General features: G+C 71.1%; 26 protein-coding genes. 16 read left to right on the top strand and 10 right to left on the bottom strand.

Annotated elements, in window-relative coordinates; genetic code table 11:
- Positions 1-178 precede the first annotated feature (178 nt).
- Positions 179-823 carry a B3/B4 domain-containing protein gene (locus ABD292_RS41730; RefSeq protein WP_344217635.1) on the bottom strand — a complete coding sequence of 215 codons (645 nt, stop codon included), beginning with the start codon at positions 821-823 and terminating at the stop codon, positions 179-181.
- A gap of 75 nt (positions 824-898) precedes the next feature.
- On the opposite strand from ABD292_RS41730, the gene ABD292_RS41725 reads away from it, so the two are divergent.
- Together ABD292_RS41725 and ABD292_RS41720 are read left to right on the top strand one after the other, a co-directional pair.
- Entirely contained in the window at positions 899-1,468 is a 570-nt protein-coding gene (locus ABD292_RS41725) for a winged helix-turn-helix domain-containing protein (RefSeq protein WP_344217633.1), read from the top strand.
- Positions 1,465-2,748: an MFS transporter gene (locus ABD292_RS41720; RefSeq protein ID WP_344217631.1), complete on the top strand. Its 1,284-nt coding sequence runs from the start codon at positions 1,465-1,467 to the stop codon at positions 2,746-2,748. The genes ABD292_RS41725 and ABD292_RS41720 overlap by 4 nt, the downstream gene beginning before the upstream one ends.
- Here the strand turns inward: ABD292_RS41720 and ABD292_RS41715 are convergent.
- Complete coding sequence (locus ABD292_RS41715; RefSeq protein WP_344217629.1) at positions 2,696-3,541, bottom strand: glutathione S-transferase family protein; 846 nt, start codon at positions 3,539-3,541, stop codon at positions 2,696-2,698. The two genes, ABD292_RS41720 and ABD292_RS41715, sit on opposite strands and share 53 nt — an antisense overlap.
- Before the next feature lie 55 nt (positions 3,542-3,596).
- Between ABD292_RS41715 and ABD292_RS41710 the strand changes: the two genes are divergently transcribed.
- The 8 genes from ABD292_RS41710 (at position 3,597) to ABD292_RS41675 (ending at position 13,348) form a co-directional block, all read left to right on the top strand.
- The gene (locus tag ABD292_RS41710) at positions 3,597-4,652 is read left to right on the top strand and encodes an MBL fold metallo-hydrolase (RefSeq protein ID WP_344217627.1); all 1,056 of its coding nucleotides are present in this window, start codon (positions 3,597-3,599) and stop codon (positions 4,650-4,652) included.
- 74 nt (positions 4,653-4,726) lie between these two features.
- Complete coding sequence (locus ABD292_RS41705) at positions 4,727-5,599, top strand: SDR family NAD(P)-dependent oxidoreductase (protein ID WP_344217625.1); 873 nt, start codon at positions 4,727-4,729, stop codon at positions 5,597-5,599.
- Between the two features lie 846 nt (positions 5,600-6,445).
- Entirely contained in the window at positions 6,446-7,603 is a 1,158-nt protein-coding gene (locus ABD292_RS41700; protein WP_344217623.1) for an ROK family transcriptional regulator, read from the top strand.
- A gap of 28 nt (positions 7,604-7,631) precedes the next feature.
- Positions 7,632-9,116, top strand: a complete 1,485-nt coding sequence (locus ABD292_RS41695) for a sugar ABC transporter ATP-binding protein (RefSeq protein WP_344217621.1) — start codon at positions 7,632-7,634, stop codon at positions 9,114-9,116.
- Entirely contained in the window at positions 9,116-10,117 is a 1,002-nt protein-coding gene (locus tag ABD292_RS41690) for an ABC transporter permease (RefSeq protein ID WP_329590311.1), read from the top strand. The genes ABD292_RS41695 and ABD292_RS41690 overlap by 1 nt, the downstream gene beginning before the upstream one ends.
- On the top strand, positions 10,114-11,169 hold the full coding sequence (locus ABD292_RS41685) for an ABC transporter substrate-binding protein (RefSeq protein WP_329590313.1): 1,056 nt from the start codon (positions 10,114-10,116) through the stop codon (positions 11,167-11,169). Before ABD292_RS41690 ends, ABD292_RS41685 begins: the two co-directional genes overlap by 4 nt.
- Positions 11,170-11,180: 11 nt before the next feature.
- A complete protein-coding gene (locus ABD292_RS41680) occupies positions 11,181-12,338 on the top strand; it encodes a Gfo/Idh/MocA family protein (protein ID WP_344217616.1) in 1,158 nt (385 codons plus the stop codon).
- A gap of 2 nt (positions 12,339-12,340) precedes the next feature.
- Complete coding sequence (locus ABD292_RS41675) at positions 12,341-13,348, top strand: sugar phosphate isomerase/epimerase family protein (protein WP_344217614.1); 1,008 nt, start codon at positions 12,341-12,343, stop codon at positions 13,346-13,348.
- A 50-nt stretch (positions 13,349-13,398) separates the two neighbouring features.
- Here ABD292_RS41675 and ABD292_RS41670 read toward each other — a convergent pair whose 3' ends face one another.
- Genes ABD292_RS41670 through ABD292_RS41660 form a run of 3 tightly spaced genes read right to left on the bottom strand, consistent with a single transcriptional unit; the run spans position 13,399 to position 15,150 of the window.
- Entirely contained in the window at positions 13,399-14,484 is a 1,086-nt protein-coding gene (locus ABD292_RS41670; RefSeq protein WP_344217612.1) for a zinc-binding dehydrogenase, read from the bottom strand.
- Positions 14,485-14,509: 25 nt separating this feature from the next.
- The gene (locus ABD292_RS41665) at positions 14,510-14,701 is read right to left on the bottom strand and encodes a ferredoxin (RefSeq protein ID WP_020544112.1); all 192 of its coding nucleotides are present in this window, start codon (positions 14,699-14,701) and stop codon (positions 14,510-14,512) included.
- The gene (locus ABD292_RS41660; RefSeq protein WP_344217609.1) at positions 14,698-15,150 is read right to left on the bottom strand and encodes a pyridoxamine 5'-phosphate oxidase family protein; all 453 of its coding nucleotides are present in this window, start codon (positions 15,148-15,150) and stop codon (positions 14,698-14,700) included. Before ABD292_RS41660 ends, ABD292_RS41665 begins: the two co-directional genes overlap by 4 nt.
- Positions 15,151-15,235: 85 nt before the next feature.
- Here ABD292_RS41660 and ABD292_RS41655 point away from each other — a divergent pair, with 85 nt between their 5' ends.
- Complete coding sequence (locus ABD292_RS41655; RefSeq protein ID WP_344217748.1) at positions 15,236-15,865, top strand: class I SAM-dependent methyltransferase; 630 nt, start codon at positions 15,236-15,238, stop codon at positions 15,863-15,865.
- A 33-nt stretch (positions 15,866-15,898) separates the two neighbouring features.
- Here ABD292_RS41655 and ABD292_RS41650 read toward each other — a convergent pair whose 3' ends face one another.
- The 4 genes from ABD292_RS41650 to ABD292_RS41635 all read right to left on the bottom strand — a co-directional run bounded on the left by ABD292_RS41650 (position 15,899) and on the right by ABD292_RS41635 (position 20,072).
- On the bottom strand, positions 15,899-16,903 hold the full coding sequence (locus ABD292_RS41650; RefSeq protein WP_344217607.1) for a DUF1702 family protein: 1,005 nt from the start codon (positions 16,901-16,903) through the stop codon (positions 15,899-15,901).
- Between the two features lie 111 nt (positions 16,904-17,014).
- Complete coding sequence (locus ABD292_RS41645; RefSeq protein ID WP_344217605.1) at positions 17,015-18,082, bottom strand: prenyltransferase; 1,068 nt, start codon at positions 18,080-18,082, stop codon at positions 17,015-17,017.
- Entirely contained in the window at positions 18,079-18,789 is a 711-nt protein-coding gene (locus ABD292_RS41640) for a class I SAM-dependent methyltransferase (RefSeq protein WP_344217603.1), read from the bottom strand. The genes ABD292_RS41645 and ABD292_RS41640 overlap by 4 nt, the downstream gene beginning before the upstream one ends.
- Before the next feature lie 38 nt (positions 18,790-18,827).
- Positions 18,828-20,072, bottom strand: coding sequence for a glycosyltransferase family 4 protein (locus ABD292_RS41635; protein WP_344217601.1), 1,245 nt, complete (start codon positions 20,070-20,072; stop codon positions 18,828-18,830).
- A gap of 241 nt (positions 20,073-20,313) precedes the next feature.
- Here ABD292_RS41635 and ABD292_RS41630 point away from each other — a divergent pair, with 241 nt between their 5' ends.
- A complete protein-coding gene (locus ABD292_RS41630) occupies positions 20,314-21,342 on the top strand; it encodes a GDP-mannose 4,6-dehydratase (protein ID WP_344217599.1) in 1,029 nt (342 codons plus the stop codon).
- Here ABD292_RS41630 and ABD292_RS41625 read toward each other — a convergent pair.
- Complete coding sequence (locus ABD292_RS41625; RefSeq protein ID WP_344217597.1) at positions 21,339-22,166, bottom strand: AraC family transcriptional regulator; 828 nt, start codon at positions 22,164-22,166, stop codon at positions 21,339-21,341. The genes ABD292_RS41630 and ABD292_RS41625 overlap by 4 nt on opposite strands.
- A 65-nt stretch (positions 22,167-22,231) precedes the next feature.
- On the opposite strand from ABD292_RS41625, the gene ABD292_RS41620 reads away from it, so the two are divergent.
- From ABD292_RS41620 to ABD292_RS41605, 4 genes are all read left to right on the top strand, one after another.
- Positions 22,232-22,828 (top strand): helix-turn-helix domain-containing protein, encoded by a 597-nt coding sequence (locus ABD292_RS41620; RefSeq protein ID WP_344217595.1) that lies wholly within the window; start codon positions 22,232-22,234, stop codon positions 22,826-22,828.
- Positions 22,803-23,672: an SRPBCC domain-containing protein gene (locus ABD292_RS41615; protein WP_344217593.1), complete on the top strand. Its 870-nt coding sequence runs from the start codon at positions 22,803-22,805 to the stop codon at positions 23,670-23,672. The genes ABD292_RS41620 and ABD292_RS41615 overlap by 26 nt, the downstream gene beginning before the upstream one ends.
- A 51-nt stretch (positions 23,673-23,723) precedes the next feature.
- Positions 23,724-24,134 (top strand): DUF2000 family protein, encoded by a 411-nt coding sequence (locus ABD292_RS41610; RefSeq protein ID WP_344217591.1) that lies wholly within the window; start codon positions 23,724-23,726, stop codon positions 24,132-24,134.
- Positions 24,135-24,202: 68 nt separating this feature from the next.
- The gene (locus ABD292_RS41605; RefSeq protein ID WP_344217590.1) at positions 24,203-25,084 is read left to right on the top strand and encodes a DUF559 domain-containing protein; all 882 of its coding nucleotides are present in this window, start codon (positions 24,203-24,205) and stop codon (positions 25,082-25,084) included.
- Positions 25,085-25,088 lie beyond the last annotated feature (4 nt).

The following is a 25,088-nucleotide window of genomic DNA, read 5'->3' as shown; positions in this document are numbered from 1 at the left end:
GCGTTGATGTTAGAGAACCTGTCCAAGGCTACTCGCCCGGACTGGCAGCACGTGCCGAAGAGCGCGCGCCGCCCCGAACGATCCTCTCAGGACCGCGCAAAGAGGTCACGCCCCCCCTTGCCAATCCGGGTGGCACTGGGGATTGTTACTGTTTGATATCAACACCGGGGCGGCAGGTTTAGTTCCGCGCGGACAACAGTCTGGTGGCGATCCGGACACCCGGCGACAGCTCCGCCAGCAGATCGGCCAGCTCCTCGCCGGCCTCCTTCAGCTCCTCCAGCGTCATCGGCTCCAGCCGCTCCAGCAGGAAGATGGCGTTGACCGTCTCCTCGGTGAGCCGGGTGCGGGCCACCTGGCGCCAGTTCCACCTGCGGCAGGTGACGCCGAGGTCGTCGCGCCAGATCACCTCGCCCGGCTCCGGCGTGCCGAGCGCCTCCTCCGAGGGCTCGTCGCCGGCCGCGCGCACCAGCCGCGCCGGGCCGGAGTAGCGGTCGAGGTCCTCGCCGCCGATCGGCAGCGCGTGCTTGACGCTGATCGCGTTGTAGGCGTCGACCGCCCGGTTGATCTCCGGCAGCGGCATGCGCCGGGTGAGCGCGTCAACCGACGGCCGGGTGCGCTGCGGCTTGGCGCCGAACGCGCGGTAGGCGTCCTTCCAGGCGTCGATCTTCGCGGGCTGCGCCTCCGCCTCGGCCGCCGCCGCCAGCCAGGCGCGGGAGCGGTCGTCCGTGGGGCCGTTGGCCAGCCCGTGCGCGGTCATGACCAGGACGGCGAAGTCGGGTCGGAGCTCGTGGACGGCGTCGTCCACCCAGATGTCGTCGAGCACGCTCCCAAGTCTATGAGGGGAGCAAATCGCAAAATTCACTTTGCAAAATTGTCTTTGCGGTTTACCGTGGTCGGTATGGAGGAGCAGTACAGGATCAGTGACCCGCGGGTGCTCAGGGCCGTCGCCCACCCGCTGCGGGTGCGCCTGCTCGGCCTGCTGCGCAGCGACGGCCCGGCCACCGCCAGCGAGCTCGCCCGCAAGGTGGGCGAGAGCTCCGGCTCGACCAGCTACCACCTGCGCGAGCTGTTCAAGTTCGGCTTCGTCGAGGAGGACGACGAGCGGCGCGACGGCCGCGAGCGGCGCTGGCGCGCCCGTCACGTCTACACCTCGTGGGACGCGGCCGAGATGAGCGCCACGCCCGAGGGCCGCGAGGCGGTCCGGATCATGCACCTGCGCCAGGCCGAGACGGTCGGCCGGATGCTGGGGGAGTTCGACCTCGCGGACTGGCCGCGGGAATGGGTGGACGTCTCCGGCATGAGCGACCACATCCTCACGCTGCCCCCCGCCGCGCTCCGCGAGTTCGCCGACCGCGCCGAGGCGCTGCTGCGCGAGCTCGCCGACCGCCACGCCGATGATCCCGACGCCAGGCAGGTGCAGGTCTGGTACGGCGGAGTCCCCCGCAGCCCCGGACAGGAGGAGTCTTGACCGCACGCTCGGCCTTACGCCGCTACCTGCTCGTCTGTTTCCTGACCTGGCTGCCGCTCGGCCTGATGATGTCCTCCCAGGTCCTGCTCATGACCGAGCGGGGGCTCGGGCTGGCCGAGATCGGCCTGACGGTGACCGTGTTCTCCGTCGTCACCGCGAGCCTGGAGCTGCCCACCGGAGGGCTGGCCGACGTGATCGGGCGGCGCACGGTGCTGGCCGCCTCGGCCGCGTTCCTCACGGCGGGCCTCGCGCTGATGAGCGTGGCCACGACGCTGTGGGCGTTCCTGGCCGTCGGCGTGCTCAAGGGCGTGGCGCGGGCGCTGTCCAGCGGCCCGTCCACCTCCTGGTACGTCGACACCCTGCACCGGATCGAGGGCCACGACGCCGACCTCAAGCCGGGCCTGGCGAGGGGCGGCGCCATGGAGTCCGCGTCCCTCTGCGTCGGCGTGCTGGCCGGCGGCGTCCTGCCGGCGGTGGTGCCGCCGAAGCTGATGTTCCCGCTGGCCGCGCCGAGCCTGGTGGCCGCCGTGGCGGCGGCGCTGCTGCTGGCCGTGGTCCTCGTGGCGCTGCCCGAGCCGCCCCGCGAGCGGATGTCGCCGGCCGGGGTGCTGCGCGGGGTGCCCGCCACGATCGCCGGCGGGCTGCGGATGGCGGCGGGGCGCGCGCTGCTGCGCCGGCTCATGCTGGCCGCGGTGTGCTCCGGCGTCATGCTCACCGCCATCGAGCTGCTGACGCCCGGCCGGCTGGCCGAGCTGGCCGGCTCGGCGGAGCAGGGCAGCTTCGCCTACGCCGTCGTCGCGGCGCTCGGCTTCGCGGGCAGCGCTGCGGGCAGCGCGCTCGCGCCCCGCGCGGCCCGCGTGGCGGGGAGCTCGGCCAGGGGCGCGATCGCGGGCGCTGTGGTGTGCGGGCTCTCGGTCGCCACCCTGGCCGCCACGTCGGACCTCGGCGGGACCGCCGGCCTGGTGAGCGCCGCGGCGGCCTACGTCGTGCTGTTCGCCGGGCTCGCGGTGACCTCCGTGCTGTCGCTGGAGCTGACGCACAACGCGGTCACCGCGGCCGAGCGCACCACCCTGACCTCGATCTCCTCGCTGTCCCTGCAGTCCGGCGGGGTCGCGGCCAACCTCACGCTCGGCGCGCTGGCCGCCCAGGCGGGCCTCGCCGCCGCCTGGACCGTGGCCGCCGCGGTCACCCTGGTCTCGGCGCTGCTGTACGTGCGGCTGCCGGTGCTCACACGCTCCAGTCCAGCTCCGGCCCCACCGGTACGATCCGGCTCGGATTGATCCCGGTCTGCGTCATGAAGTAGTGGCGCTTGATGTGGTCGAAGTCGGTGGTCTCGCCGAAGGCCGGGATGGCGTGGAGGCGGCGGGCGTAGGCCCACAGCGCCGGATAGTCGGTCAGCCGCCGCACCATGCACTTGAAGTGCGGGTAGTAGACGGTGTCGAACCTGGCGAGTGTGGTGTAGAGCCGCACGTCGCTCTCGGTGAGGGTGTCGAAGAGATAGGCGGACTCGGCCAGGCGCACCTCCAGGTGGTCGAGGGTGGTGAAGACCCGCGCCACGGCCTCCTCGTACGCCTGCTGGTCCCGGGCGAAGCCCGCCTCGTAGACCGCGTTGTTGAGCCCGTGGTAGAGGCGGTCGTTCATGATGTCGATGTCGGGGCGCAGCCGCTCGGGATAGAGGTCGGGCGAGGTGCCCCACGACATCTCCAGGTCCAGGGTGATCCGGGGGAAGTCGTTGGTGACCAGGCGCTTCTCGTGGGTGTCCCAGACGCAGGGGACGGTGTAGCGGCCGGTGTAGCCGGGGTCGGTGGCGTGGTAGAGCTCCGACAGGTATTCGGGGTCCCCGCCGGGGACGCGCCAGCCCTTCTCGTCCCTGATCGGGTCGACGATCGTGACGTCCAGCAGGTCCTCCAGGCCCAGCAGCCGCCTGACGATCAGCACCCGGTGCGCCCACGGGCAGGCGTAGGAGGCGTAGAGGCGGTAGCGGCCCGGCTCCGGGGGGCCGAGGCGGCCGGTGAAGTGGTTGGGCTGCCGGACGAAGCGGCCATCGCCCGAGATCTCGCGGCTCGGCTTCATGGTCCCAGTAGAACATGATTCGGATCCAGAACCTCGTTCGGGCAGAATCCAGCTCATGACGAAATTCGTGGTGACCCCTGCCAGCCGGGCGCAGCGGGAGGCGTGGACGGGCGGGGCGATCCCCGACGTGGAGCGGGTGCGGCCGGGGCTGTGGTCCATCCCCGTGCCGATCCCCGTCAACCCCCTGCGGTACGTCCTGGTCTACGCCCTGGAGCTGCCGGACGGCGTCGCGATCGTGGACGCCGGCTGGGACACCGACGAGGCGTACGAGGCCCTCTGCGCCGGCCTGGGCGTGGCCGGATACGCGATCACCGACGTCAAGGGCGTGCTCGTCACCCACATCCACCCCGACCACTACGGCCTGGCCGGCCGGGTCCGCGAGGCGTCGGGGGCGTGGATCGCCCTGCACCCCGCCGACGCCGGCCTGCTGCGCGAGCGCTACGACGACGAGGCCATCGACGGCCTCGTCCGCCGCGAGCGGGCGCTGCTGGAACGGTGCGGCGTGCCCGCGGCGACGCTGGACGAGCTGGCCGGCGCGTCGATGATGATCCGTCACATGGTCACCATGGCCCGCCCCGACCGGCTCGTCGAGGACGGCGACGACCTGGGCCTGCCCGGCTGGGACCTGCGCGCGATCTGGACGCCCGGCCACTCGCCCGGTCACCTGTGCTTCGTCTCGCCCGAGCGGCGGGTGCTGTTCTCCGGCGACCACGTGCTGGCCAGGATCACCCCGATGGTGGCCGTGCACCCGCAGTCGCCGCCCAACCCGCTCGCCGACTACCTCGACTCCCTGGCCGCCGTGGGCGGGCTGGAGGTGGACGAGGTGCTGCCCGCCCACGAGTACCGCTTCCTTGAGCTGGCCGGACGGGTGGGCAGCGTGCTCGCCCACCACGAGGAGCGGCTGGCCGAGATCGAGCGGGTGGTGGCTGGGCACGACGGCGTCACCTGCTGGGACACCGCGACGCGGCTCACCTGGTCGCGGCCCTGGGAGACGATCCCGCCGTTCATGCGGCGCTCGGCCAACAACGAGACGCTGGCGCACCTGGTGTGGCTGGAGGCCAAGGGACGGGTACGGCGTACGCCGGGAGAGCCCGACCTCTGGCATCCGTAGGGATCAGTGGCGCGGGGCGCCTGGCGGGTTATGGTACTCGTACTAGAACGTTGTTCTCCTGCCATGGAGGTTCCATGCTTCGGTTCGATGACAGGGTCGCGATCGTCACAGGGGCCGGGCACGGCCTCGGCAGGTCGCACGCGCTCCTGCTGGCCGAGCGAGGCGCCAAGGTCGTCGTCAACGACCTCGGGGGCGCGCTCGACGGCACGGGGGCCTCCGCGGGCCCCGCCGCGGAGGTGGCCGAGCTCATCAACAAGAACGGCGGTCAGGCCATCGCCAACGCCGGCAACGTCGCCACCCCTGAGGGCGCGCGGGACATCGTGAACGCGGCCGTGGACGCGTTCGGCAAGGTCGACATCGTCATCAACAACGCCGGCATCCTGCGGGACAAGTCGTTCGGCAAGATGACGGTCGAGGAGTTCGACGCGGTGATGGCCGTGCACGTGCGCGGCTCGTTCCTGGTCAGCCTCGCCGCCTACCCGATCATGAAGGCCGCCGGCTACGGCCGCGTGGTCAACACCTCCAGCCCGGCCGGCCTGTTCGGCAACTTCGGGCAGGCCAACTACTCGACGGCCAAGATGGGCCTGGTCGGGCTCACCAAGACGCTCGGCATCGAGGGCGCGCGCAGCGGCATCAGGGCCAACGCCATCGCCCCGGTCGCCTGGACCAGGATGACCGAGTCGCTGCTGCCGGCCGAGTTCGAGGCCAAGTTCACGCCGGAGCGGGTGAGCGCGCTGGTGGCGTACCTGACGCACGACTCGTGCGAGGTCAGCGGCGAGGTGTTCACGGTCGGCGCGGGCCGGGTGGCGCGGGTGTTCGTGGCCGAGGGGCCCGGCTGGAAGACCGACGACATCACGCCGGAGGCCATCGCGGACAACTGGGAGTCGATCATGGCTGAGCAGCCGTACGTGCTGTCGGCCGGCGACTCGATGAAGGCGATGCTCTAGTCCTTGATCGTGTGAAGACTGCCATCACGTGATCACTTGAAGTCTGCTCGAAGACATCTAGGGTCACGTGTTGGCAGTGGCCGCCTCTGTGGACCTTCCCGCCGGCTGGCTGCCATCGACGAATTGATGGACCAGACCACCGGCCGCTCCGTCCATCCGCGTGGGGAAGCACAAGACGGCTCTTAATCACGGCTTCCTCCCCCTGAGGCCATCCCCGCGTGCGCGGGGAGCACGCCATCGTGATCCCGAACCACATGCTGGAGCAGGGACCATCCCCGCGTGCGCGGGGAGCACTACATCAGGTCCTCCTCCGCGCCGTGGTGCTCGGGACCATCCCCGCGTGCGCGGGGAGCACGGCAGCAACGCGGTGTGGATCGACGAGGTGACGGGACCATCCCCGCGTGCGCGGGGAGCACTCTTGATGACCTGCGCGTTTGTCCGAGACGGAGGCCGTTTCTGAGCACTTTCATGGATTCGGACATTCTGGACGTGTCAAGCAGCCCGTACGTGATGGCGATGCCACCCACCTTGCCGCAGTAGCGGCTGCACATGAGTGTCGCACGGCATCCGCCGTACGCACCTATCTGGCACAGCCGACCGCAGACGATCAGCCGCAGCCATGCATCGCCGGAGACGCGAGAACCTTCGACGCCCGACGTTTCCGCTGGTCAATGGTACTTGGACAATGCTCCCGGCAAGGCTCGAACCTGTAGCTCCGACCCGTGGGGTCGGCCCTCTGCTTGTCCGGCAACAACACCTACTTTGTTCGGTCATCGACGGAAGTCAGGCGAGTTCGGTCGATTCTCACTATTGATTTGCCGCATCGGTGACCTTATTGTCGGCGGCATGACCCCCCAGCCGGGCTCCGCCGGCGACGTGCTGACGCTCATCAGCGCCGGCTCGGCGACGACCCGTTCCGACCTCGCGAGGCTCACCGGCCTCGCCCGGTCCACGATCTCCCAGCGTGTGGACGCTCTGATCGAGCGCGGCCTCGTCGAGGAGAGCGAGAGCGGCGAGTCCACGGGGGGCCGGCCGCCGCGCCAGCTCCGCCTGCACACCGAGGACCACGCCTTCGCCGGCGTCGATCTCGGGGCCACGCACTGCCGGGTCGCGCTCATGGACATCTCCGGGCAGGTGCTCGCCGAGTGCGAGGACCCGCTGCTCATCGGCGAAGGCCCGGAGAAGGTGCTCGCCCACGTCGACCAGCGGCTCGACCGGCTGCTCGGCGAGGCGGGCCGGACCCGGCCCATGCTCCGCGCGATCGGCATCGGCGTGCCGGGGCCGGTCGAGTTCGCCACCGGGCGGCCGAACAACCCGCCGATCATGCCGGGCTGGAACGACTACCCCGTCCCCGAGTACTTCGGCGGCGTCAGCGTCCTCGTCGACAACGACGTCAACGTGATGGCGCTCGGCGAGCACCGCCACTCCTTCCCGGAGACCAGGCACCTGCTGTTCGTCAAGGTCGGCACCGGCATCGGCTGCGGCATCGTGGCCGACGGCAAGCTGCACCGCGGCGCCCAGGGCTCGGCCGGCGACATCGGCCACATCCGGGTGAGCGGCCACGACGACGCCGGCTGCCGCTGCGGCAACAGCGCCTGCCTGGAGGCCGTGGCCGGCGGCGCCGCCATCGCCCGCAAACTCGCCGAGCTGGGCCTGCCGGCCGAGCGCGGCGCCGACGTGGTGGCGCTCGTCCAGGCCGGCGACACGCAGGCGCTGCGCCTGGTCAGGGAGGCGGGACGGCACATCGGCGAGGTGCTGGCCGGGCTGGTCAACTTCTTCAACCCCGAGGTCATCGTCATCGGCGGCGCGCTGTCGCGGGTGCACGAGCATCTGCTGGCCGGCATCAGGGAGACGGTCTACCGCCGCTCGCTGCCGCTCGCCACGCACCACCTGTCCATCACGCCGAGCCGCACCGGGATCGACGCGGCCGCGCTCGGAGCGGGCCTGCTCGCCATCGAGCACTACCTCTCACCCGAGAACATCAACCGCATCGTCAGCGCCTGACCACCGGGCCGACAGACAAGGACCACCGATGCTGGTGATCAAGGGCATCGTCAAACAGTTCCCAGGGGTGCGCGCGCTGGACGGCGTGGACCTTGACGTACGGGCCGGCGAGGTGCACTGCCTGCTCGGCCAGAACGGCGCGGGAAAGTCCACGCTCATCAAGGTCCTGGCCGGCGCGCACCAGCCGGACGAGGGCACCATCGTCTTCAACGGCGACCAGGTGCGCCCCGCCAGTCCCATCGACGCCATCAGGCTCGGCATCGCCACCATCTACCAGGAGCTCGACCTGGTCGACGGGCTCAGCGTGGCCGAGAACATCTTCCTCGGCCACGAGCCCGCCAAGCTCGGCTTCGTCAACCGCGCGGCGGCCAACAAGGCCGCCCGCGAGGTGCTCGAACGCCTCGGCCACGGCGAGATCCGGCCGTCCGCCGAGGTGGGCCGGCTGTCCCCGGCGGCCAAGCAGGTCGTGTCGATGGCGCGGGCGCTCTCCCACGACGCCCGGCTCATCATCATGGACGAGCCGTCGGCCGCCCTCGCCCACGACGAGGTCGGCAACCTCTTCCGGATCATCCGCGAGCTGACCGCCCAGGGCGTCGCCGTCGTCTACATCTCCCACCGCCTGGAGGAGATCCGCGAGATCGGCGACCGGGTGACGGTGCTGAAGGACGGCCGTACGGTCGCCGTCGGCCTGCCCGCCCGCGACACGCCGACCACGCAGATCGTCTCCCTCATGACCGGCCGCAACGTCGAGTACGTCTTCCCGCCGCGCGGCGGGCGCACCTTCGGCGAGGAGGTGCTGCGGGTGGAGAACCTGAACGCGCCCGGCGTCTTCTCCGGCGTGTCGTTCTCGGTCCGCGCGGGGGAGATCGTGGGGCTGGCCGGGCTCGTCGGCTCGGGACGCTCCGAGATCCTGGAGGCCGTCTACGGAGCCCGCTCCGCCACCGGCCGCGTGCTGCTCGACGGGCGGCCTGCGGGACGCGGCGTGGTCGGCGCCGTACGGCGCGGCATGGGGCTCGCCCCCGAGGAGCGCAAGGCCCAGGCCCTGCTCCTCGACCAGAGCGTCACCGCCAACATCACGCTCGGCAGCCTGCCCGGCTTCGCCAAATTCGGCTGGCTCGACCGCAAGCGGGAACGGGCCGAGGCCAAGCGGCTGTCCGAGATGCTGGACATCCGGCCACCCGACCCCGAACGCCCGATCCGCACCCTGTCGGGCGGCAACCAGCAGAAGGCCGTGCTGGCCCGCTGGCTGCTCGGCGGGCGCAAGCTCCTGCTGCTCGACGAGCCCACCCGCGGCGTGGACGTGGGCGCGCGCGCCGAGCTCTACGCCGTCATCCACGACCTGGCCGAACGCGGCATCGGCGTGCTGCTGGTCTCCAGCGAGGTGCCCGAGGTGCTGGGCCTGGCCGACCGGGTGCTGGTGCTGCGCGAGGGGTCGGTCATCCACGAGGGCGACGCCGCGGAGCTCGACGAGCACCGCGTACTGGACATGATCATGAATGGGAGGGCGGCCTGATGAGCGAGCCCACGACGGACCGCCGCGCGGCGGGGGTGGCGGCGCTCGCGCCCACGCGCCGCCTGGGCGAGATGCGCCACCTAGGACTGCTGGTGGCGCTGGCGATCCTGGTGGTGGTCGGCCTGGTGACCCGGCCGGAGAACTTCGCCACCACCTCCAACCTGGTCAGCATCCTGTCGCTGGCCGCCACGATCGGCGTCATCACGGTCGGCGCGACGTTCGTCATCATCGGCGGCGGCATCGACCTGTCGGTGGGCGCGGTCATGGCGCTCGCCTCGGTCTGGGCGACGACGCTGGCCACGCAGGCGTACGGGCCATGGGTCATGGCCATCTGCGCGATCCTCGTCGGCACCGGGGCCGGACTGGTCAGCGGATGGCTGATCGCCTACGGGCGGCTGGTGCCGTTCATCGCCACGCTGGCCATGCTCGTGGCCGCGCGCGGCCTGGCCCAGCGGATGTCGGACCGCAGGACGCAGCTCGTCCAGCCCGACAACGCCGCCCTCGTCGAGCTGTCGACCACGCGGGTGCTCGGCGTCCCGCTGCTGGTCTACATCTTCGCCCTGGTCGTGGCGCTCGGATGGGTGGTGCTCAACCGCACCACGTTCGGGCGGCGGACGTACGCGGTGGGCGGCAATCCCGAGGCGGCCCGCCTGGCCGGCATCGACGTGCGCCGGCACACCATGCTGCTCTACGCGCTGTCCGGGCTGTGCTGCGGCATCGCCGCCATCCTCATCATGGCCAGGACCACCACGGGCTCGTCCACGCACGGCGATCTGTACGAGCTGGACGCCATCGCCGCCGTGATCATCGGCGGCACGCTGCTCACCGGGGGCCGGGGGACGATCATCGGCTCGATCCTGGGCCTGCTGATCTTCACCCTCATCACCAACCTGTTCATCCTCAACGGCCTCGACACCAGCGACCAGCTGATCGCGAAGGGCCTGATCATCGTCGTCGCCGTCCTTCTCCAGCGACGGAACCTGAAGGAGAGAGCAACATGAGTGAGAACGTCGCGCGCAGGGGATTCCTCGTCGGCGGGCTCGGCGGAGCCGCACTGCTCGCCGCGGGCTGCACCAGCAACGAGCCCGCAGCGGCGCCCAGCAGCGCCGCGGCGGCCCCCGCCCCCGCCGCGAGCGGCAACGACCAGCCCGGCACCAAGGTGACCATCGGCTTCTCCGCGCCGGCCGCCGACCACGGCTGGATCGCCGCGATCGCCAAGAACGCCGAGGCCACCGCCAAGCAGTACAGCGACATCGACTTCAAGCCGGTCGAGCCGACCAACGACATCAACCAGCAGATCTCCGCGGTCGAGTCGCTGATCGCGCAGAAGGTGAACGCGCTGGTCATCCTGCCCAACGACGGCCAGCAGCTCAACCAGGTCGCCCTGCAGGCCACGGCGGCGGGCATCCCGGTGATCAACCTGGACCGCGTCTTCCCCGACAAGCTGGCCTACCGTACGTGGATCGGCGGCGACAACTACGGCATGGGCGTGGCGGCCGGCCACTTCATCGGCAAGCAGCTCAAGGACAAGGGCGTGTCGAACCCGGTGATCGTCGAGATCCAGGGCATCGCCACGCTGCCGCTCACCCAGGACCGCAGCAAGGGCTTCGCCGACGCGCTGAAGACCTACGGGTTCAGCGTGACGGCCAAGCAGGACGCCAAGTTCACGGTCGAGACCGGCAACCAGGTGGCGACGTCGCTGCTGCAGGCGCACAAGAAGATCGACGCCATGTGGAACCACGACGACGACCAGGGCGTGGGCGTGCTCGCCGCGATCAAGGAGGCGGGCCGCGACGAGTTCATCATGGTCGGCGGCGCCGGCTCGCTGAACGCGATGAAGGAGATCCAGTCGGGCACGTCGGTGCTCAAGGCGACCGTCACCTACAGCCCTACCATGGCCTCTTCGGCGATCAGGCTGGCTCGCTTGGTCGCGCAGGGGAAGGGGATGAGTGATCTCGTGGAGAACTCCGTTCCGCAGTCCATCACGCTCGCTTCCGAGACCATTACCAAGGACAACGTCGAGAAATACCTGGAACTCGGCTTCGAATCCTGATCGGGGGTTGCATGTCAGACAAGACCACCATCGGCGTGGGCATGATCGGCTACGCGTTCATGGGCCGCGTCCACTCCCAGGCCTGGCGGAGCGTGGGGGCCTTCTTCGACCTGCCGCTGGCGCCGCGCATGGCGGCGATCTGCGGCCGGTCGAAGGAGCGCACCGAGGCGGCGGCGGCGCAGCTCGGCTGGGCCGCCGCCGAGACCGACTGGCGCGCGCTGATCGAGCGGGACGACGTGCAGATCGTCGACATCTGCACGCCCGGTGACTCGCACGCCGAGATCGCCGTGGCCGCGCTCGCCGCCGGCAAGCACGTGCTCTGCGAGAAGCCGCTGGCCAACACCGTGGCCGAGGCGGAGGCGATGGTGCGGGCCGCCGCCGCCGCGCCGTCCTCGGTCAAGAGCATGGTGGCCTTCAACTACCGGCGGGTTCCGGCGATCGCGCTGGCCCGCCGGTACGTCGAGGAGGGCCGGCTCGGCGAGATCCGGCACGTACGCGCCCAATACCTCCAGGACTGGATCGTCGATCCCGAGTTCCCGCTGGTGTGGCGGCTGCAGAAGGACAAGGCGGGCGCGGGCGCGCTCGGCGACATCGGCTCGCACATCGTGGACGCCGCCGAGTACGTCACCGGCCAGCAGGTCGTCGGCGTCTCGGGCCTGACCGAGACCTTCGTCAAGCACCGGCCGCTCGCGGGCGAGTCGGCCGGGCTCGGCGCGTCGCGGGCCGAGTCCACCGGCGAGGTCACGGTCGACGACGCCGCGCTGTTCATCGGCCGGCTGTCGGGCGGCGCGCTCGCCTCCTTCGAGGCCACCAGGTTCGCCACCGGGCGCAAGAACGCCATGCGCCTGGAGATCAACGGCGGGCTCGGCAGCCTCGCCTTCGACTTCGAGTCGATGAACGAGCTGTGGGTCTCCGAGGGCGGCGGCGGGTTCGAGCGCATCCTGGTCACCGAGCCCGACCACCCGTACGCGGGAGCCTGGTGGCCGCCCGGCCACGGCCTCGGCTACGAGCACACCTTCACCCACGAGATCAAGGACTTCCTGGAGGCCGTCGCCACCGGCGCCGACCCGTCGCCCTCCTTCGCCGACGGGCTGCGGGTGCAGCGGGTGCTGGAGGCGGTCGAGCGCAGCGCGGCCGACGGCGGCCGTTACACGAACGTGGAGGATTGACGATGACCCGACCAATCACCCTGTTCACCGGACAGTGGGCGGACCTGCCGTTCGAGGAGGTGTGCCGGCTGGCGGCCGAGTGGGGCTACGACGGGCTGGAGATCGCCTGCTCGGGCGACCACTTCGAGGTGGACAAGGCGATCGCCGACCCGTCGTACGTCGAGCAGAAGCGGGCCCAGCTCGACAAGCACGGCCTGAAGGTGTGGACGATCTCCAACCACCTGGTGGGCCAGGCCGTCTGCGACCACCCGATCGACGAGCGGCACAAGGGCATCCTGCCGGCCCGCATCTGGGGCGAGGGCGACCCCGAGTCCGTCCGTCAGGCCGCGGCCGAGGAGATGAAGGACACGGCGCGGGCCGCCGCGCTGCTCGGCGTGGACACGGTCGTGGGCTTCACCGGCTCGTCCATCTGGCACACGGTCGCGATGTTCCCGCCCGTGCCCGCCTCGGTGATCGACGCCGGCTACCAGGACTTCGCCGACCGCTGGAACCCCATCCTCGACGTCTTCGACGAGGTCGGCGTGCGTTTCGCCCACGAGGTGCACCCGAGCGAGATCGCCTACGACTACTACACGACGGTCCGGGCGCTGGAGGCGGTCGGCAACCGGCCGGCGTTCGGGCTCAACTGGGACCCGTCGCACATGGTGTGGCAGGACATCGACCCGGTGAACTTCATCCTCGACTTCAAGGACCGCATCTACCACGTCGACTGCAAGGACACCCGGATGCGCGTCGGCGACGGCCGCCGCGGCCGGCTGTCGTCGCACCTGGCCTGGGCCGACATGCGGCGCGGCTGGGACTTCGTCTCGACCGGGCGCGGCGACGTGCCCTGGGAGGACTGCTTCCGGGCGCTCAACGCGATCGGCTACGACGGGCCGATCTCCATCGAGTGGGAGGACGCCGGCATGGACCGGCTGGACGGCGCGCGTGAGGCGGTGGGCTACATCCGTACGCTCAACGCCATCACGCCGCCGGCCACCGCCTTCGACGCGGCCTTCGCGACCGAGTGACACGCGCTGGTCCCGCCGGAGCGATCCGGCGGGACCAGGCGCTTGGTCCGTCAGTCGATCACGACGATCTGGCGCAGCACCTCGCCGCCGCGCAGGGCCGCCACGGCGTCGTTGAGGTCGGTGAGGCGGATCCTGGCGCTGATCATCGAGTCGAGGTCCAGCTTGCCGGCCTGGTGGAGCTTGGCGAAGTACGGGAAGTCGTGCCGCACGTCGGACTCGCCGTACAGGCTGGAGTGCAGGTGCTTGCCCTCGAAGAGCAGGCTGAAGGCCGAGACCGACCACATGTCGTCCATCGCGCCCGCGCCGACCACGATGACGTCGCCGCCGCGCCGGGTGATCTGCCAGGCGGTCTGGACGGTGGCGGCCTTGCCGACGACCTCGAAGCCGTAGTCGAAGCCGGCGCCGCCGGTCAGCTCGTTGATCGCGTCGGGGATCTGGTCGGGGGTCACGGCGTGGGTGGCGCCGACCTTCTTGGCCAGCTCGTGCTTGGACTCCAGCGGGTCCACGGCGAGGATCGTCCTCGCGCCGGAGACGCGGGCGCCCTGGATGACCGACAGGCCGACGCCGCCGCAGCCGATCACCGCGACCGTGGAGCCGGGGCGCACCTTGGCGGTGTTGATCGCCGCGCCCACGCCGGTCGTGATGCCGCAGCCGATGAGCGCCGCCGCCTCCCACGACACCTCCGGGTCGATCTTGATCGCGCCCTGCCAGGGCACGATGATCTCCTCGGCCCAGGTGCCGCAGCCCGCCATCCCGAACGCCGTCGTGTCGCCGCCCAGCCGGAACCGGCCGTTGCTGAACGACTCGATCATGAACTTGGTGCACAGGTAGGGCTGCCCGCCCAGGCACAGGTCGCAGGCGTGGCAGGCGGGCGACCAGTTGATGACGACGTGGTCGCCGGGCTGGAGGTTGTCGACGTGCTCGCCCACTTCGACCACCTCGCCCGCCCCTTCGTGGCCGGGGACGAGCGGCACGGGCTGCGGCAGCACCCCGGACATGGCGGACAGGTCCGAATGGCAGACGCCGGTGGCCCTGATCCGTACGCGCACGTCCGCCGGGCCCATGGGCGCCAGCGTCACGTCGTCGCGGATCTCCAGCTTGTCGTTGCCTACGGCGGTCAGGATTGCGGCACGCATGGGGCGTTCCTCCTCGGCGGTGGACCTATTCCTCGATGGAGAGGGCGGCTTTGGGGCAGGAGCGGACCGCGTGCCGGACGCGGTCGTGCAGCTCGGGGGGTGGCTCGGGCAGCAGGATGTGGAGCTGGTCGTCGTCGTCGACGTCGAAGACCTCCGGCGCGAGGCCCATGCACACGGCGTTGGCCTCGCAGACCAGCTCGTCCACCTTCACCTTCATGACAGCCTCCTGTGGTCCCATGAGACCACTTTGGTGCGTTCGACGACGTACGCGATCCGCTTGCGGCCGGTCTGCTCGACGTACGGGCGGAGCAGGTCGTCGGCCACCCCGGGGGTCATGCGGCGGGCGACGAGCATGCCGATGTCCATGATCCGGTCGGGGTCGTCGATCCGCTCGGCCTTGCCGTACAGCAGGACGCCGCGGAGCTCGGCGTAGTCGTCGCCGGCCTCGATGAGGCAGCTCACGCGGGGGTCGCGGGCCAGGTTGCGGGCCTTCTGGGCCTTGCCGTACGTCCAGAAGGCGATGCGGCCGTCGTCGAGGCCGTAGAACATCGTCACCAGGTGGGGCGTGCCGTCGGGGTTGATCGTCGCGAGCTGCAGCTTGCGCGAGCCCTCCAGGAGGGCGGCCACTTCCTCGTCCGACATCGCGATGCGAGCGCGCTGATTCACGTGGCCAGTAGAACAGGTTCCAGAAGTGGGCTGCAAGAGGCTCCTGGAATGTTGTTCGGTTCGGCTAGGGTGGCCTTCCATGTCGATGCCGCCGGAGCTGCTCCACGCAGCCAAGCACGCCAAGGGGTTCATGCCGCTCGCCGAAGGGCTGGCACTCTACGAAGCGGCCCGTCACTACGGCGCGCTCGGCCCGATCTGCGAGATCGGCACCTACTGCGGCAAGTCCGCCGTCTACCTCGGCGCCGCCGCCCGCGAGGCCGGCTCCGTCGTCGTCACGGTCGACCACCACCGAGGCTCGGAGGAGATCCAGCCCGGCTGGGCCCACCACGACCCCACCCTCGTGGACCCCCGCTTCGGCAAGATGGACTCCCTGCCGACCTTCCGCGCCACGATCGCCTCGGCGGGCCTGGAGGAGGAGGTCATCGCGGTCGTCGGACGCTCCGAGCGCGTGGCCGCCCTGTGGAACACGCCGCTCGGCTTGCTCTTCATCGACGGCGGCCACTCCGAGGAGCCGGTCACCCGCGACTACGAGGGCTGGGCGCCGCACGTCCGGGAGGGCGGGGCGCTGGTCTTCCACGACATCTATCCCGATCCGGCCGACGGCGGCCAGGCGCCCTACCGGGTCTATCTGCGGGCGCTGGAGTCCGGAGCGTTCCAGGAGAAGTCCGTGGAGGGCTCGCTGCGCGTGCTGGAGCGCGTCGCGCCGGGCATCTGACTCTCGGCACGGCGCCGGCTCGTCCGGGCCCGCTCAGGCGCTCTGGCGGCGCCGGGTGCGGGTCCACGACTGGCGGATCCGCGCCTGCCAGCCGCGGAAGTCGTCGTGCGTGCGGGCCTCGTGGCCGAGCTCGATGAGCGCCTGGTCGGTCCAGGACGCCGCCTCCTCGGCGTCGGCGCCCACCAGGACGGCCGCCGCCTGTCCCGTGTGCTCGGGCAGCGTCCCCGAGCACAGCCGGGCGGCCACCGCGAGGGCGCACCCCTGCGCCAGATGGGCGCGGAAGCCGTCGGCCGAGGCGTGCTCGGCCAGCCACCGCAGCTCCTCGGGCTCGGCACCGCCCGTGTACGCCGCCGCGAACCCCGCCCCGCTCCACAGGTCCGCCCGCCGCACGGCGGGGAAGCCGGCGATCCTGGCCGCCACGTCGTCGGGCGCGGCGCAGTCGTGATACCACAGCAGCCGCCCCAACCCCTGGTCGAAGGCCGCGCAGTGGGCCCGGGTCAGCAGGTCGGGCATGACCCGCTCGCCCACCAGCCGGTCGGTCCTGGAGAGTGAGCGCTGGAAGCCGAAGCCGTCCACCGCCAGCCAGCGCAGCAGCGGGTGGGCCAGGCGCGCGCCGCGTACCGGCCGCAGCCGCAGCAGCGCGTAGCCGCGCCCGGCCCCCAGGTAGGCGGCGTGGCGGTGGTGCCGGGCGGGGCCGGCGAGCAGCTCGTGAAGGCGCCGGCCCCGTGAGAGCGTGAGCAGGTCGAGTACGGTGCAGGCGGCCGCCGCCCCCTCGTAGCCGAAGGGCCGCCGGTCCGCGGGAACCTCCTCGACCTTCTCCACTTCTTTCGACATCACCGCATTGAAGCCGAAAATGTATGACTTCTCGGCTTCCGAGAAGACCGTTCGAGCCGGTCCGGGCCTGAGCCGGAATCTCCGCCGGCTCAGATCGGACTCCAGTGGATCCTTGGTCAAGAACCTTCGCAGTCTCTTCGCCGGCGTCAGTGTCGGCTCGATCCCGGCCTGGTCCAAGAACGAAGTTGTGCCCGTGTCGCCCACGCTTCCCCCGAAGACGCCTCGTACGGCCACTCACGAAGCTAGTGACCCCAATGCGGCCCTCACCGGCGGCACACCGGACGTCCGGGGCAAAGAAGCGGCAAAAGCGCTTGCCTAGGGGGTCTCCCGCTCGGCCGCCTGCGGGGGGACGCGGATGCCGGCCGCGCAGCCGCACACGTCGGGATCGAACGTCGCCGTACGCTCCACGTCGCGGAACAGCCCGGAGCCGGGGGAGAGCTCCATGAGCGCGTCGGCCGCGAGGACCACCGCCGCCGCCGTGTAGCCGGAGCGCTCGTGCGGGAAGTGCTTACGGTTCACGAACTGCCAGCCCGTCCAGTACGAGCCGTCCTCGTGCCGCAGGTGCTGCATGTCGGAGAAGAGCCGCGCGGCCCGCTCGCGGTCGCCGAGCGCGTCCAGCGCCAGCACCAGCTCGCACGTCTCGGCCCCGGTCACCCACGGCTGGTCGGAGACGCACCGGATGCCGAGCCCCGGCACCACGAACGTCGTCCACTCGCGGTCCAGCAGCTCGAACGCCTCCTGCCCGCGCACCGCGCCGCCGAGCACCGGGTAGTACCAGTCCATCGAGAAGCGGCTCTTGTCGGCGAACGCCTCCGGATGCGCGCCCAGCACGTGCGCGAGCCGGTCGGCGGCCAGCTCCCAGTGCGGCTGCGGATCGCCCAGCAGGTCGCCGAGCAGCACGCCGCAGCGCAGCCCCTGGTGGATGGAGGAGCAGCCGGTGAGCAGCGCGTACGACGAGGGCCTGCCCCGCGCGTCACGCTCCCAGACGATCTCGCCGCGCTCGGTCTGCAGCCCGGCCACGTAGTCGAGCGCGGCCTTGACCATGGGCCAGGACTCCTCGGTGCAGGCCCGGTCGCCGGTGACGAGGTGGTGGTGCCAGACGCCGACGGCGACGTAGGCCGCGTGGTTGGTCTCGCCGCCCAGCTCCACGCCGGCGCCGTCCACCAGCTTCATCGGCCAGGAGCCGTCGGCGCGCTGGTGGCGGGCCAGGTAGGCGTAGCCGCGCCGGACCGGCTCGGCGAGGCCCGCGACCGTCATGGCCATCAGGCACTCGACGTGGTTCCAGGCGTCCACGTGCCCTTCCGGCCACGGGACGCCGCCGTCCTCCTGCTGCAGCGCGGCGATGCTCTCGGCCGTGCGCACGACCTCCGCTCGGGAGATCATGGCTTCTTTACGTAGAGGACCACGCTCTTGCCGATGATCGGGTTGAGCACGGCCTCGGCGATCTGGGTGACGGCCGGGCGCTTCATGATGTCCCAGACCAGCAGCTCGTGGTACGCCTTCGCGAGCGGGTGGTCGTCGTTGTTGACGCCGACCGCGCACTTGATCCACCAGTAGGGGGAGTGCAGCCCGTGCGCGTGGTGGTGCGGGCCGATCTCGAAGCCGGTGGACTTGAGCTTGGCCGACAGCTCGGCGAGCGTGTAGATGCGCACGTGGCCACCCGGCGCCGTGTGGTACGCCTCGTCCAGCGCCCAGCAGATGCGCTCGGGCAGGAAGCTCGGCACGGTGATCGCGGCGGTGCCGCCCGGCCTCAGCACGCGGAAGATCTCGGCCATGGCCGCCATGTCGTCGGGGATGTGCTCCAGCACCTCGGCCGCGATCACCCGGTCGAAGCTGCCGTCCTCGAACGGCATGTCCAGCGCCGTGCCCTGGACGGTGCGGCCGCTCGCGTCCGGCGGCACCTCGCCCGCCTTGTCCATCGCCGCGAACATGTTCGCCACGTTGTCCAGCTCCGCCTGGTCCATGTCGAAGGCGATCACGTCCGCCCCGCGACGTAGCACCTCGAAGGCGTGCCGGCCGCCGCCGCAGCCCAGGTCGAGCACGCGCACGCCGGGGCCGACGGGCAGCCGGGCGAAGTCCACGGTCAGCACTGGTGGTCTCTCCTCGCGATCGGTGTCGGGGGTGGGGGTCAGGGGCGGTGTGCGGCGATGGCCTCGTGGTAGGCCTCGACCGTGCGCTTGGCCACGACGTGCCAGGTGTAGCGCTCCATGACGCGGTCGTAGCCCGCCCTGCCCACCCGCTCGCGCTCCTCGGGGGAGTCGTGCAGGCGGCGCAGCGCGGCGGCCAGCTCCTCGGCGTCGCCGGGCGGCACCTGTACGGCCGCGTCGCCGACGACCTCGGGCAGCGCACCGGTGCGGCTGGCGATCAGCGGCGTGCCGCAGGCCATGTGCTCGACGGCGGGCAGCGAGAAGCCCTCGTACAGCGACGGCACGACCGAGATCTCCGAGGTGGCGATCAGCTCGCCCAGCTCGTCGTCGGAGATGCCGTGCACGAAGCGGACCCGGTCCTGCAGCGACAGCTCCTGGACGAGCTGCTCGGTGGGGCCGCCGGGCGTGGGCTTGCTGACCACGGTGAGGTTGACGTCGCGCTCGGTGGACAGCTTGGCGACCGCCCGCAGCAGCGTGGCCACGCCCTTCATGGGGGAGTCGGCGCTCGCCACGGCCACGATCGAGCCCTTGCGCTTCGGCTTGTCCGGGCGGGGGTGGAAGTAGCGGGTGTCCACGCCGAGCGGGATCAGCCGCAGGTTGGCCTGGGGGACGTTGAAGTCGCGGTGGATGTCGGCGAGAGAGGACTCGCTGACGGTGAGGATCGGGCTGAGCCGGGGCGCGACGCGCGACTGCATCTTCACGAACCCGTACCAGCGGCGCATCGTGAGCTTCTTCACACCCTGGGCGGCCTCCAGCTCGATGCGGCGGTCCACGCTGATGGGGTGGTGGATGGTGCCGACCACCGGGAACAGCTTCTGGATGCCGAGCAGGCCGTAGCCGAGGGTCTGGTTGTCCTGGACCACGTCGAAGTCGCCGACCCGCTTCTTCAGCTCGCGCAGGGCGCGCAGCGTGAACGTCAGCGGCTCGGGGAACCCGGCGGTCCACATCGTGCCGACTTCCAGCAGGTCGATCCAGTCGCGGTACTCGTGCAGCTTGGGGGTGCGGAACGGGTCCTCGTCGCGGTAGAGGTCGAGGCTGGGCACCTCGCGCAGGATGACGCCCTCGTCCAGCTCGGGGTAGGGCGGGCCGGAGAACACCTCGACGTGGTGTCCGAGTGCGACCAGCTCGCGGCTCAGATGGCGGAGGTAGACACCCTGGCCGCCACAGGTGGGCTTGCTGCGGTAGGACAGCAGCGCGATCCGCAGCGTTCGCTCCCGCACGGACACCCCTTTCTCCGCCGGTAGGCGCCTGAGATCAGTTGAATGTGACCTTAGCCCGAGAAGGCTACCATTCGGTAGGTCACCGAGAATTGCTCACATTCGGCCCCGCAGGCCGTGCGACATGCGACGTTGCGGTAACCGAACGTGGTTCTGTGGAACACGTTCTAGGCCGGGCTGCTGCTCTTTCCTGGTGCATAGCGGTACATTCCGTCCCAACGGGATTGCGTGACGCGAAGTTGGAGGACCCTTGGCCAGGCGCGCTCTGATCACCGGAATCACCGGCCAGGACGGTTCCTATCTGGCGGAGCACCTGCTGGAGCAGGGGTACGAGGTCTGGGGCCTCGCCCGGGGCCAGGCCAACCCGCGCGTCTCCCGCGTGCGCAGGCTGCTGTCGGACGTCCAGGTCGTCCGCGGCGACCTCCTCGACCAGGGGTCGCTCATCTCCGCCGTCGAGCGGGTCCAGCCCGACGAGGTCTACAACCTGGGGGCGATCTCGTTCGTGCCCATGTCCTGGGAGCAGGCCGAGCTCACCGCCGAGGTCACCGGGATGGGCGTGCTGCGCATGCTGGAGGCGATCCGGGTGTGCTCGGGCGTCTCGCGCGGCGGCGCCTCGGCGGCCTCCGGGCAGATCCGCTTCTACCAGGCGTCGTCCTCGGAGATGTTCGGCCAGGTCAGCGAGACCCCGCAGAACGAGCGCACCTCCTTCCATCCGCGCTCGCCGTACGGCGTGGCCAAGGCGTACGGGCACTTCCTCACCCAGAACTACCGCGAGTCGTACGGGATGTTCGCCGTGTCCGGCATCCTGTTCAACCACGAGTCGCCGCGGCGCGGGGCGGAGTTCGTCACCAGGAAGGTCTCGCTCGGCGTGGCCAGGATCAAGCTCGGGCTCGCCGCCGAGCTGCGGCTCGGCAACCTGGAGGCCAGGCGCGACTGGGGGTACGCCGGCGACTACGTCCGGGCCATGCACCTCATGCTGCAGGCCGACAGGCCCGAGGACTACGTGATCGGCACCGGGCGGATGAAGTCGGTGCGCGAGCTGGCCGAGGCCGCCTTCACCGCCGCCGGGCTCGACTGGGAGCGGTACGTCGTCACCGACCAGACGCTGCACCGGCCCGCCGAGGTGGACCTGCTGTGCGCCGACCCGAAGAAGGCGCGCAACCAGCTCGGCTGGGAGCCGACGGTGTCGTTCGACGAGCTGGTGGCCATGATGGTCGAGGCCGACATGAAGCTGCTCACCGACGGTGGCGACCCCGACCAGGAAGGCTCCTGGCCCTAAGACTGCCCGGCCTTTCTGTAGGCGCCGGGGGTCAGCCCGAAACTGCGGACGAACCAGCGGGTCAGGTGGCTCTGGTCGGTGAAGCCCGTGGCCGCCGCCGCCTCGCCGATCGGCACGCCGTCCGCGATCAGCGTGCGGGCGCGGCGCAGCCGGAGCAGGCGCTGGTAGTCGCTGGGCGGCATGCCGTAGCGCGCCACGAACGCCCGGTACACCGCGAACCTGCTGCCGCCCGTCGCCCGCGCCAGCTCCTCGGCGGTCGGGTCGTCGAGCAGGTGGTCCTCCAGGAACCGGCGCGCCTGCGCGGCCATCGCCGCTGACGTCCCGGTTTTTGGCGGGTCCGGCGGGGCCTGCGTCGCCGCCGCCCTGACCAGGTGGGCGACCGTGGAGGCGAGCAGCTCGTCCCTGCGCAGCGCGGTCGCGGCCGGGTCCAGGAGCGCCCGGTGGAAGGCGCGCAGCGCGCCCGCCGCCGCCGCGTCCGCCACCAGCGGGGCGGCGAACAGGGGGAGTGGCGCCCTGCGGCCCGTCGCGTCCGCCAGCGCGTCGGCCACCAGTTCAGGCCCGATGTGCACGATCCGGTAGGTGAAGCCGAGCGTGTCGGCGGCGTGGCCGTCGTGCGGGTCGTCCGGGTTGAAGGCCATCACCATGCCGGCCGCGCTCGTGTGCGCCGCGCCTCGGCAGGTGAACGACTGGGCGCCGGTCTCCGTCACGCCGAAGGAGTAGGTGTCGTGGCTGTGGCGGTGGTAGACGTGCCGTTCGAAGTGGGCGTGCATGGCCTCCAGCGGTCGCCGCCCGGCCCGCCAGTACCGCGCCCAGTCCCTTCCCACGCCTCCAATCCTCCTCGCGTCCCCCATTGACAAAGAGAGTTTTTACGTAAAGGATGATTTTTGCGATGAGAGACATCCTGTACCTGGAAGCCATCGAGCAGGCCGAGGCGCTGCTCAAGCCGCAACGCGTCGAGGTGCTGCGGCAACTCGCCGAGCCTCGTACCTGCTCGGAGGTGGCCGCCGTCCTGGGCCAGACGCCGCAGCGCGTCTACTACCACGTGAAACGCCTGGTCGAGGCGGGCCTCGTGGATCAGGTCGCCGAGCGCAAGGTCCGGGGGATCTCCGAGGGGATCTACCAGGCCGGCGCGCGGTCGTACTGGCTGTCGCCCCGGCTGGTCGGCCGCATCGGCGGCCTGCGCCGGGCCCGCGACGAGCTCAGCCTCGGCTACCTCCTGGATCTCATGGAGGAGGTGCAGGAGGACATCGCGGCGCTCGACCGCACCGCGCCCGAGCTGCCCTCCGTCGGCCTGTCCGGCGAGATCCACCTACGGACCGAGCAGCGCCAGCAGTTCCTCACCGACCTGCAGACGATGCTCCAGGACCTGTTCACCCGCTACGGCGGCGCCGAGGGCGACGCCTTCAAACTCGCCGTGGCCTGCTACCCCAAGACCGACGACCGTCGAGGAGACGATGACGATGACCGACGACCTGCGGACGCCTGAGCCCGCCGCCCCCATGATGCTGCGCGCCCGCGTCCCGGCCCCGATCGCACGGGTCCGCGAGGCGCTGACCGACCCCGCCGAGCTGCGCGTCTGGCTCGCCGAGCAGGCCGAGGTGGACCTGCCCGCCGGACGCTACGCCTTCTGGGGGCCCACCACGCCCGAGGGCGACGCGCCGCACCAGCGGTTACTGCACGCCGACGACCGCACCGTGCGCTTCGCGTGGGTCCTCGACGGCGAGGAGACCACCGCCGAGTTCGCCCTTGAGCCCGACGGCCCGGTCGCCACGTTCGTCACGGTGTCCCAGAGCCACTTCGACTTCCAGGACGCCATGACGGGCAAGAGCATCCGGGGCGTGCTGCAGACGTACTGGTGCCTGGCCATCGCCAACCTGGCCGAGCACCTGGAGGGGCGGGAGCTGACGCCGCGGGTCGACTTCACCTCGTCCGAGCTGCGCGCCGAGGCCGTCGTGGACGCCTCGCCGGCGGACGTGTTCGCCTCGCTGATCGAGAGCGAGGCCGTGACGAAGTGGTTCGGGTACCCGATCGAGATCGAGCCGTACGTGGGCGGGCGCTTCGCGATGGGCGGCCTGGACAACGACCCGAGCCCGGCCAAGGTGCTGGAGCTGGTGCCCGAGCGTACGTTCTCGGTCGACTGGGGCGGCGGCAGGATCGGGACGTGGGAGCTGGAGGGCAGCGGCGGGCGTACCCGGCTGACGCTGGTGCAGAGCGGCTTCGACGCCGGGCAGCCGCCGTACTCGGCGTGGGGCGGCATCCTGGCGGGGCTGGCGGAGCTGCGGCGCTACCACGAGGTGCCGGACTGGCGCCCGATCCTGGAGCCGGCGTAGGCGCACGAGCGTACAAGACGGGTGGCCTGTGGACGGGGATGCTCATGGGCCATGCGTTTCGATACGAAGATCGCCATCGTGGTACGCGACGACCTGGCCGTCTGGCAGCGCCTCAACGTGACCGCCTTCCTGGCGAGCGCGGTCGCGGGCGGGGTGCCCGAGACCATGGGGGAGCCGTACGCGGACGGGTCGGGCGTCGCGTACCTGCCGATGTTCCGCCAGCCGGTGCTCGTGTACGAGGGCGGGCTGGCGCAACTGCGCGGGATCCGGGAGAAGGCGATCGGGCGGGGGATGGACGTGGCCGTCTACATCGAGGAGATGTTCAAGACGGGCCACGACGCGGACAACCGGGCGACGGTGCGGGCCGTGGCGAGCGACGAGCTGATGCTGGTCGGCCTGGCCGTCCACGGCCCCCGCAACGCCCTCGACAAGACCCTGAAGGGCCTGTCCCTGCACCCCTGACCCCGCCGGTTATCCACAGAACCCCGCTCGGCCGCTCGCCCGCACGCGCCGGCCACCATCCTGACCCCGTGAACCACCCAGCCGAGGCTCCACTCACCCCCTCACCCGCCGAAGCCCCTCTGATCGACCGGACCCGCCAGATCACCCGGGCCATCCCACAAGCCACCGCCTGCCGCCGGACCGCCGCCCACATCTGGGGCCTCGACGTCCTCCCGACCCGCACGGGCGACGACTGGCCGGTCGAGCTCATCGCCCGAGGCCATGTCACCCTCCCAGGCTGCGTGACCTACCTGGCGCCGCTGCCGGACGACGACATCACCCTGCACAAGGGCGTCCGCCTCACCACCATGGAACGTACGGCCCTCGACTGCGCCCGCCACTTCCCCCGCATGGAGGCGGTGGCGGTCCTCGACCAGTTCGCCCGCAAGGGGCTCGACCTGGAGGCGTTGTGGCACCGCCCGCTCAACTCCTGGCAGCTGCGCGACACGCTCAGCCTCGCCGACGGGGGAGCCGCCTCCCCGAGGGAGAGCTGGCTCCGCGTGATCCTCGTCGAGGGCGGCCTCCCCAGACCCTCCACCCAGATCAGGGTCGACCTGGGCGACGACCACTACGCCTACCTCGACCTGGGCTGGGAGGCGTTCAAGGTCGCCGTCGAGTACGACGGCCAGGAACACCACACCTCACCCGCCGACCGCCGACACGACACGGACCGCCGCGAGGAGCTCCGCCGCCGCGGCTGGCGCGTGATCGCCGTACGCCGTGACGTCATCCCCGGCCAGATCGCCGACCTCCTCCACCACGTGGCGGACGCCCTGATCGAGCGCGGCTGGCGCCCCGCTCCGGAAACCACGACCCGCATCCTCCGCAACATCCGCGCCGCCCGCCACCGCTCCTACCAAGGCGGCAGACGCCGCCGCCGAAACCCCGGCAACGACTGGACGTCTTGGTGACCGC

This window comes from Nonomuraea bangladeshensis (assembly GCF_039529455.1).
In the GTDB taxonomy this organism is placed as follows: domain Bacteria; phylum Actinomycetota; class Actinomycetes; order Streptosporangiales; family Streptosporangiaceae; genus Nonomuraea; species Nonomuraea bangladeshensis.
Note: the sequence above shows the minus strand (reverse complement) of the source record. Positions and strands in the feature narration are given on the sequence as shown.

What these genes read in the sequence shown, in the direction of transcription:
- ABD292_RS41620 (WP_344217595.1), top strand. Translation starts at nt 22,232, where the DNA reads ATGAGAGACATCCTGTACCTGGAAGCCATCGAGCAGGCCGAGGCGCTG.
- ABD292_RS41680 (WP_344217616.1), top strand. Translation starts at nt 11,181, where the DNA reads ATGTCAGACAAGACCACCATCGGCGTGGGCATGATCGGCTACGCGTTC.
- ABD292_RS41700 (WP_344217623.1), top strand. Translation starts at nt 6,446, where the DNA reads ATGACCCCCCAGCCGGGCTCCGCCGGCGACGTGCTGACGCTCATCAGC.
- ABD292_RS41690 (WP_329590311.1), top strand. Translation starts at nt 9,116, where the DNA reads ATGAGCGAGCCCACGACGGACCGCCGCGCGGCGGGGGTGGCGGCGCTC.
- ABD292_RS41685 (WP_329590313.1), top strand. Translation starts at nt 10,114, where the DNA reads ATGAGTGAGAACGTCGCGCGCAGGGGATTCCTCGTCGGCGGGCTCGGC.
- ABD292_RS41705 (WP_344217625.1), top strand. Translation starts at nt 4,727, where the DNA reads ATGCTTCGGTTCGATGACAGGGTCGCGATCGTCACAGGGGCCGGGCAC.
- ABD292_RS41710 (WP_344217627.1), top strand. Translation starts at nt 3,597, where the DNA reads ATGACGAAATTCGTGGTGACCCCTGCCAGCCGGGCGCAGCGGGAGGCG.
- ABD292_RS41665 (WP_020544112.1), bottom strand. Translation starts at nt 14,701, where the DNA reads ATGAAGGTGAAGGTGGACGAGCTGGTCTGCGAGGCCAACGCCGTGTGC.
- ABD292_RS41615 (WP_344217593.1), top strand. Translation starts at nt 22,803, where the DNA reads ATGACCGACGACCTGCGGACGCCTGAGCCCGCCGCCCCCATGATGCTG.
- ABD292_RS41725 (WP_344217633.1), top strand. Translation starts at nt 899, where the DNA reads ATGGAGGAGCAGTACAGGATCAGTGACCCGCGGGTGCTCAGGGCCGTC.
- ABD292_RS41655 (WP_344217748.1), top strand. Translation starts at nt 15,236, where the DNA reads ATGCCGCCGGAGCTGCTCCACGCAGCCAAGCACGCCAAGGGGTTCATG.
- ABD292_RS41675 (WP_344217614.1), top strand. Translation starts at nt 12,341, where the DNA reads ATGACCCGACCAATCACCCTGTTCACCGGACAGTGGGCGGACCTGCCG.
- ABD292_RS41670 (WP_344217612.1), bottom strand. Translation starts at nt 14,484, where the DNA reads ATGCGTGCCGCAATCCTGACCGCCGTAGGCAACGACAAGCTGGAGATC.
- ABD292_RS41610 (WP_344217591.1), top strand. Translation starts at nt 23,724, where the DNA reads ATGCGTTTCGATACGAAGATCGCCATCGTGGTACGCGACGACCTGGCC.
- ABD292_RS41695 (WP_344217621.1), top strand. Translation starts at nt 7,632, where the DNA reads ATGCTGGTGATCAAGGGCATCGTCAAACAGTTCCCAGGGGTGCGCGCG.
- ABD292_RS41645 (WP_344217605.1), bottom strand. Translation starts at nt 18,082, where the DNA reads ATGATCTCCCGAGCGGAGGTCGTGCGCACGGCCGAGAGCATCGCCGCG.
- ABD292_RS41715 (WP_344217629.1), bottom strand. Translation starts at nt 3,541, where the DNA reads ATGAAGCCGAGCCGCGAGATCTCGGGCGATGGCCGCTTCGTCCGGCAG.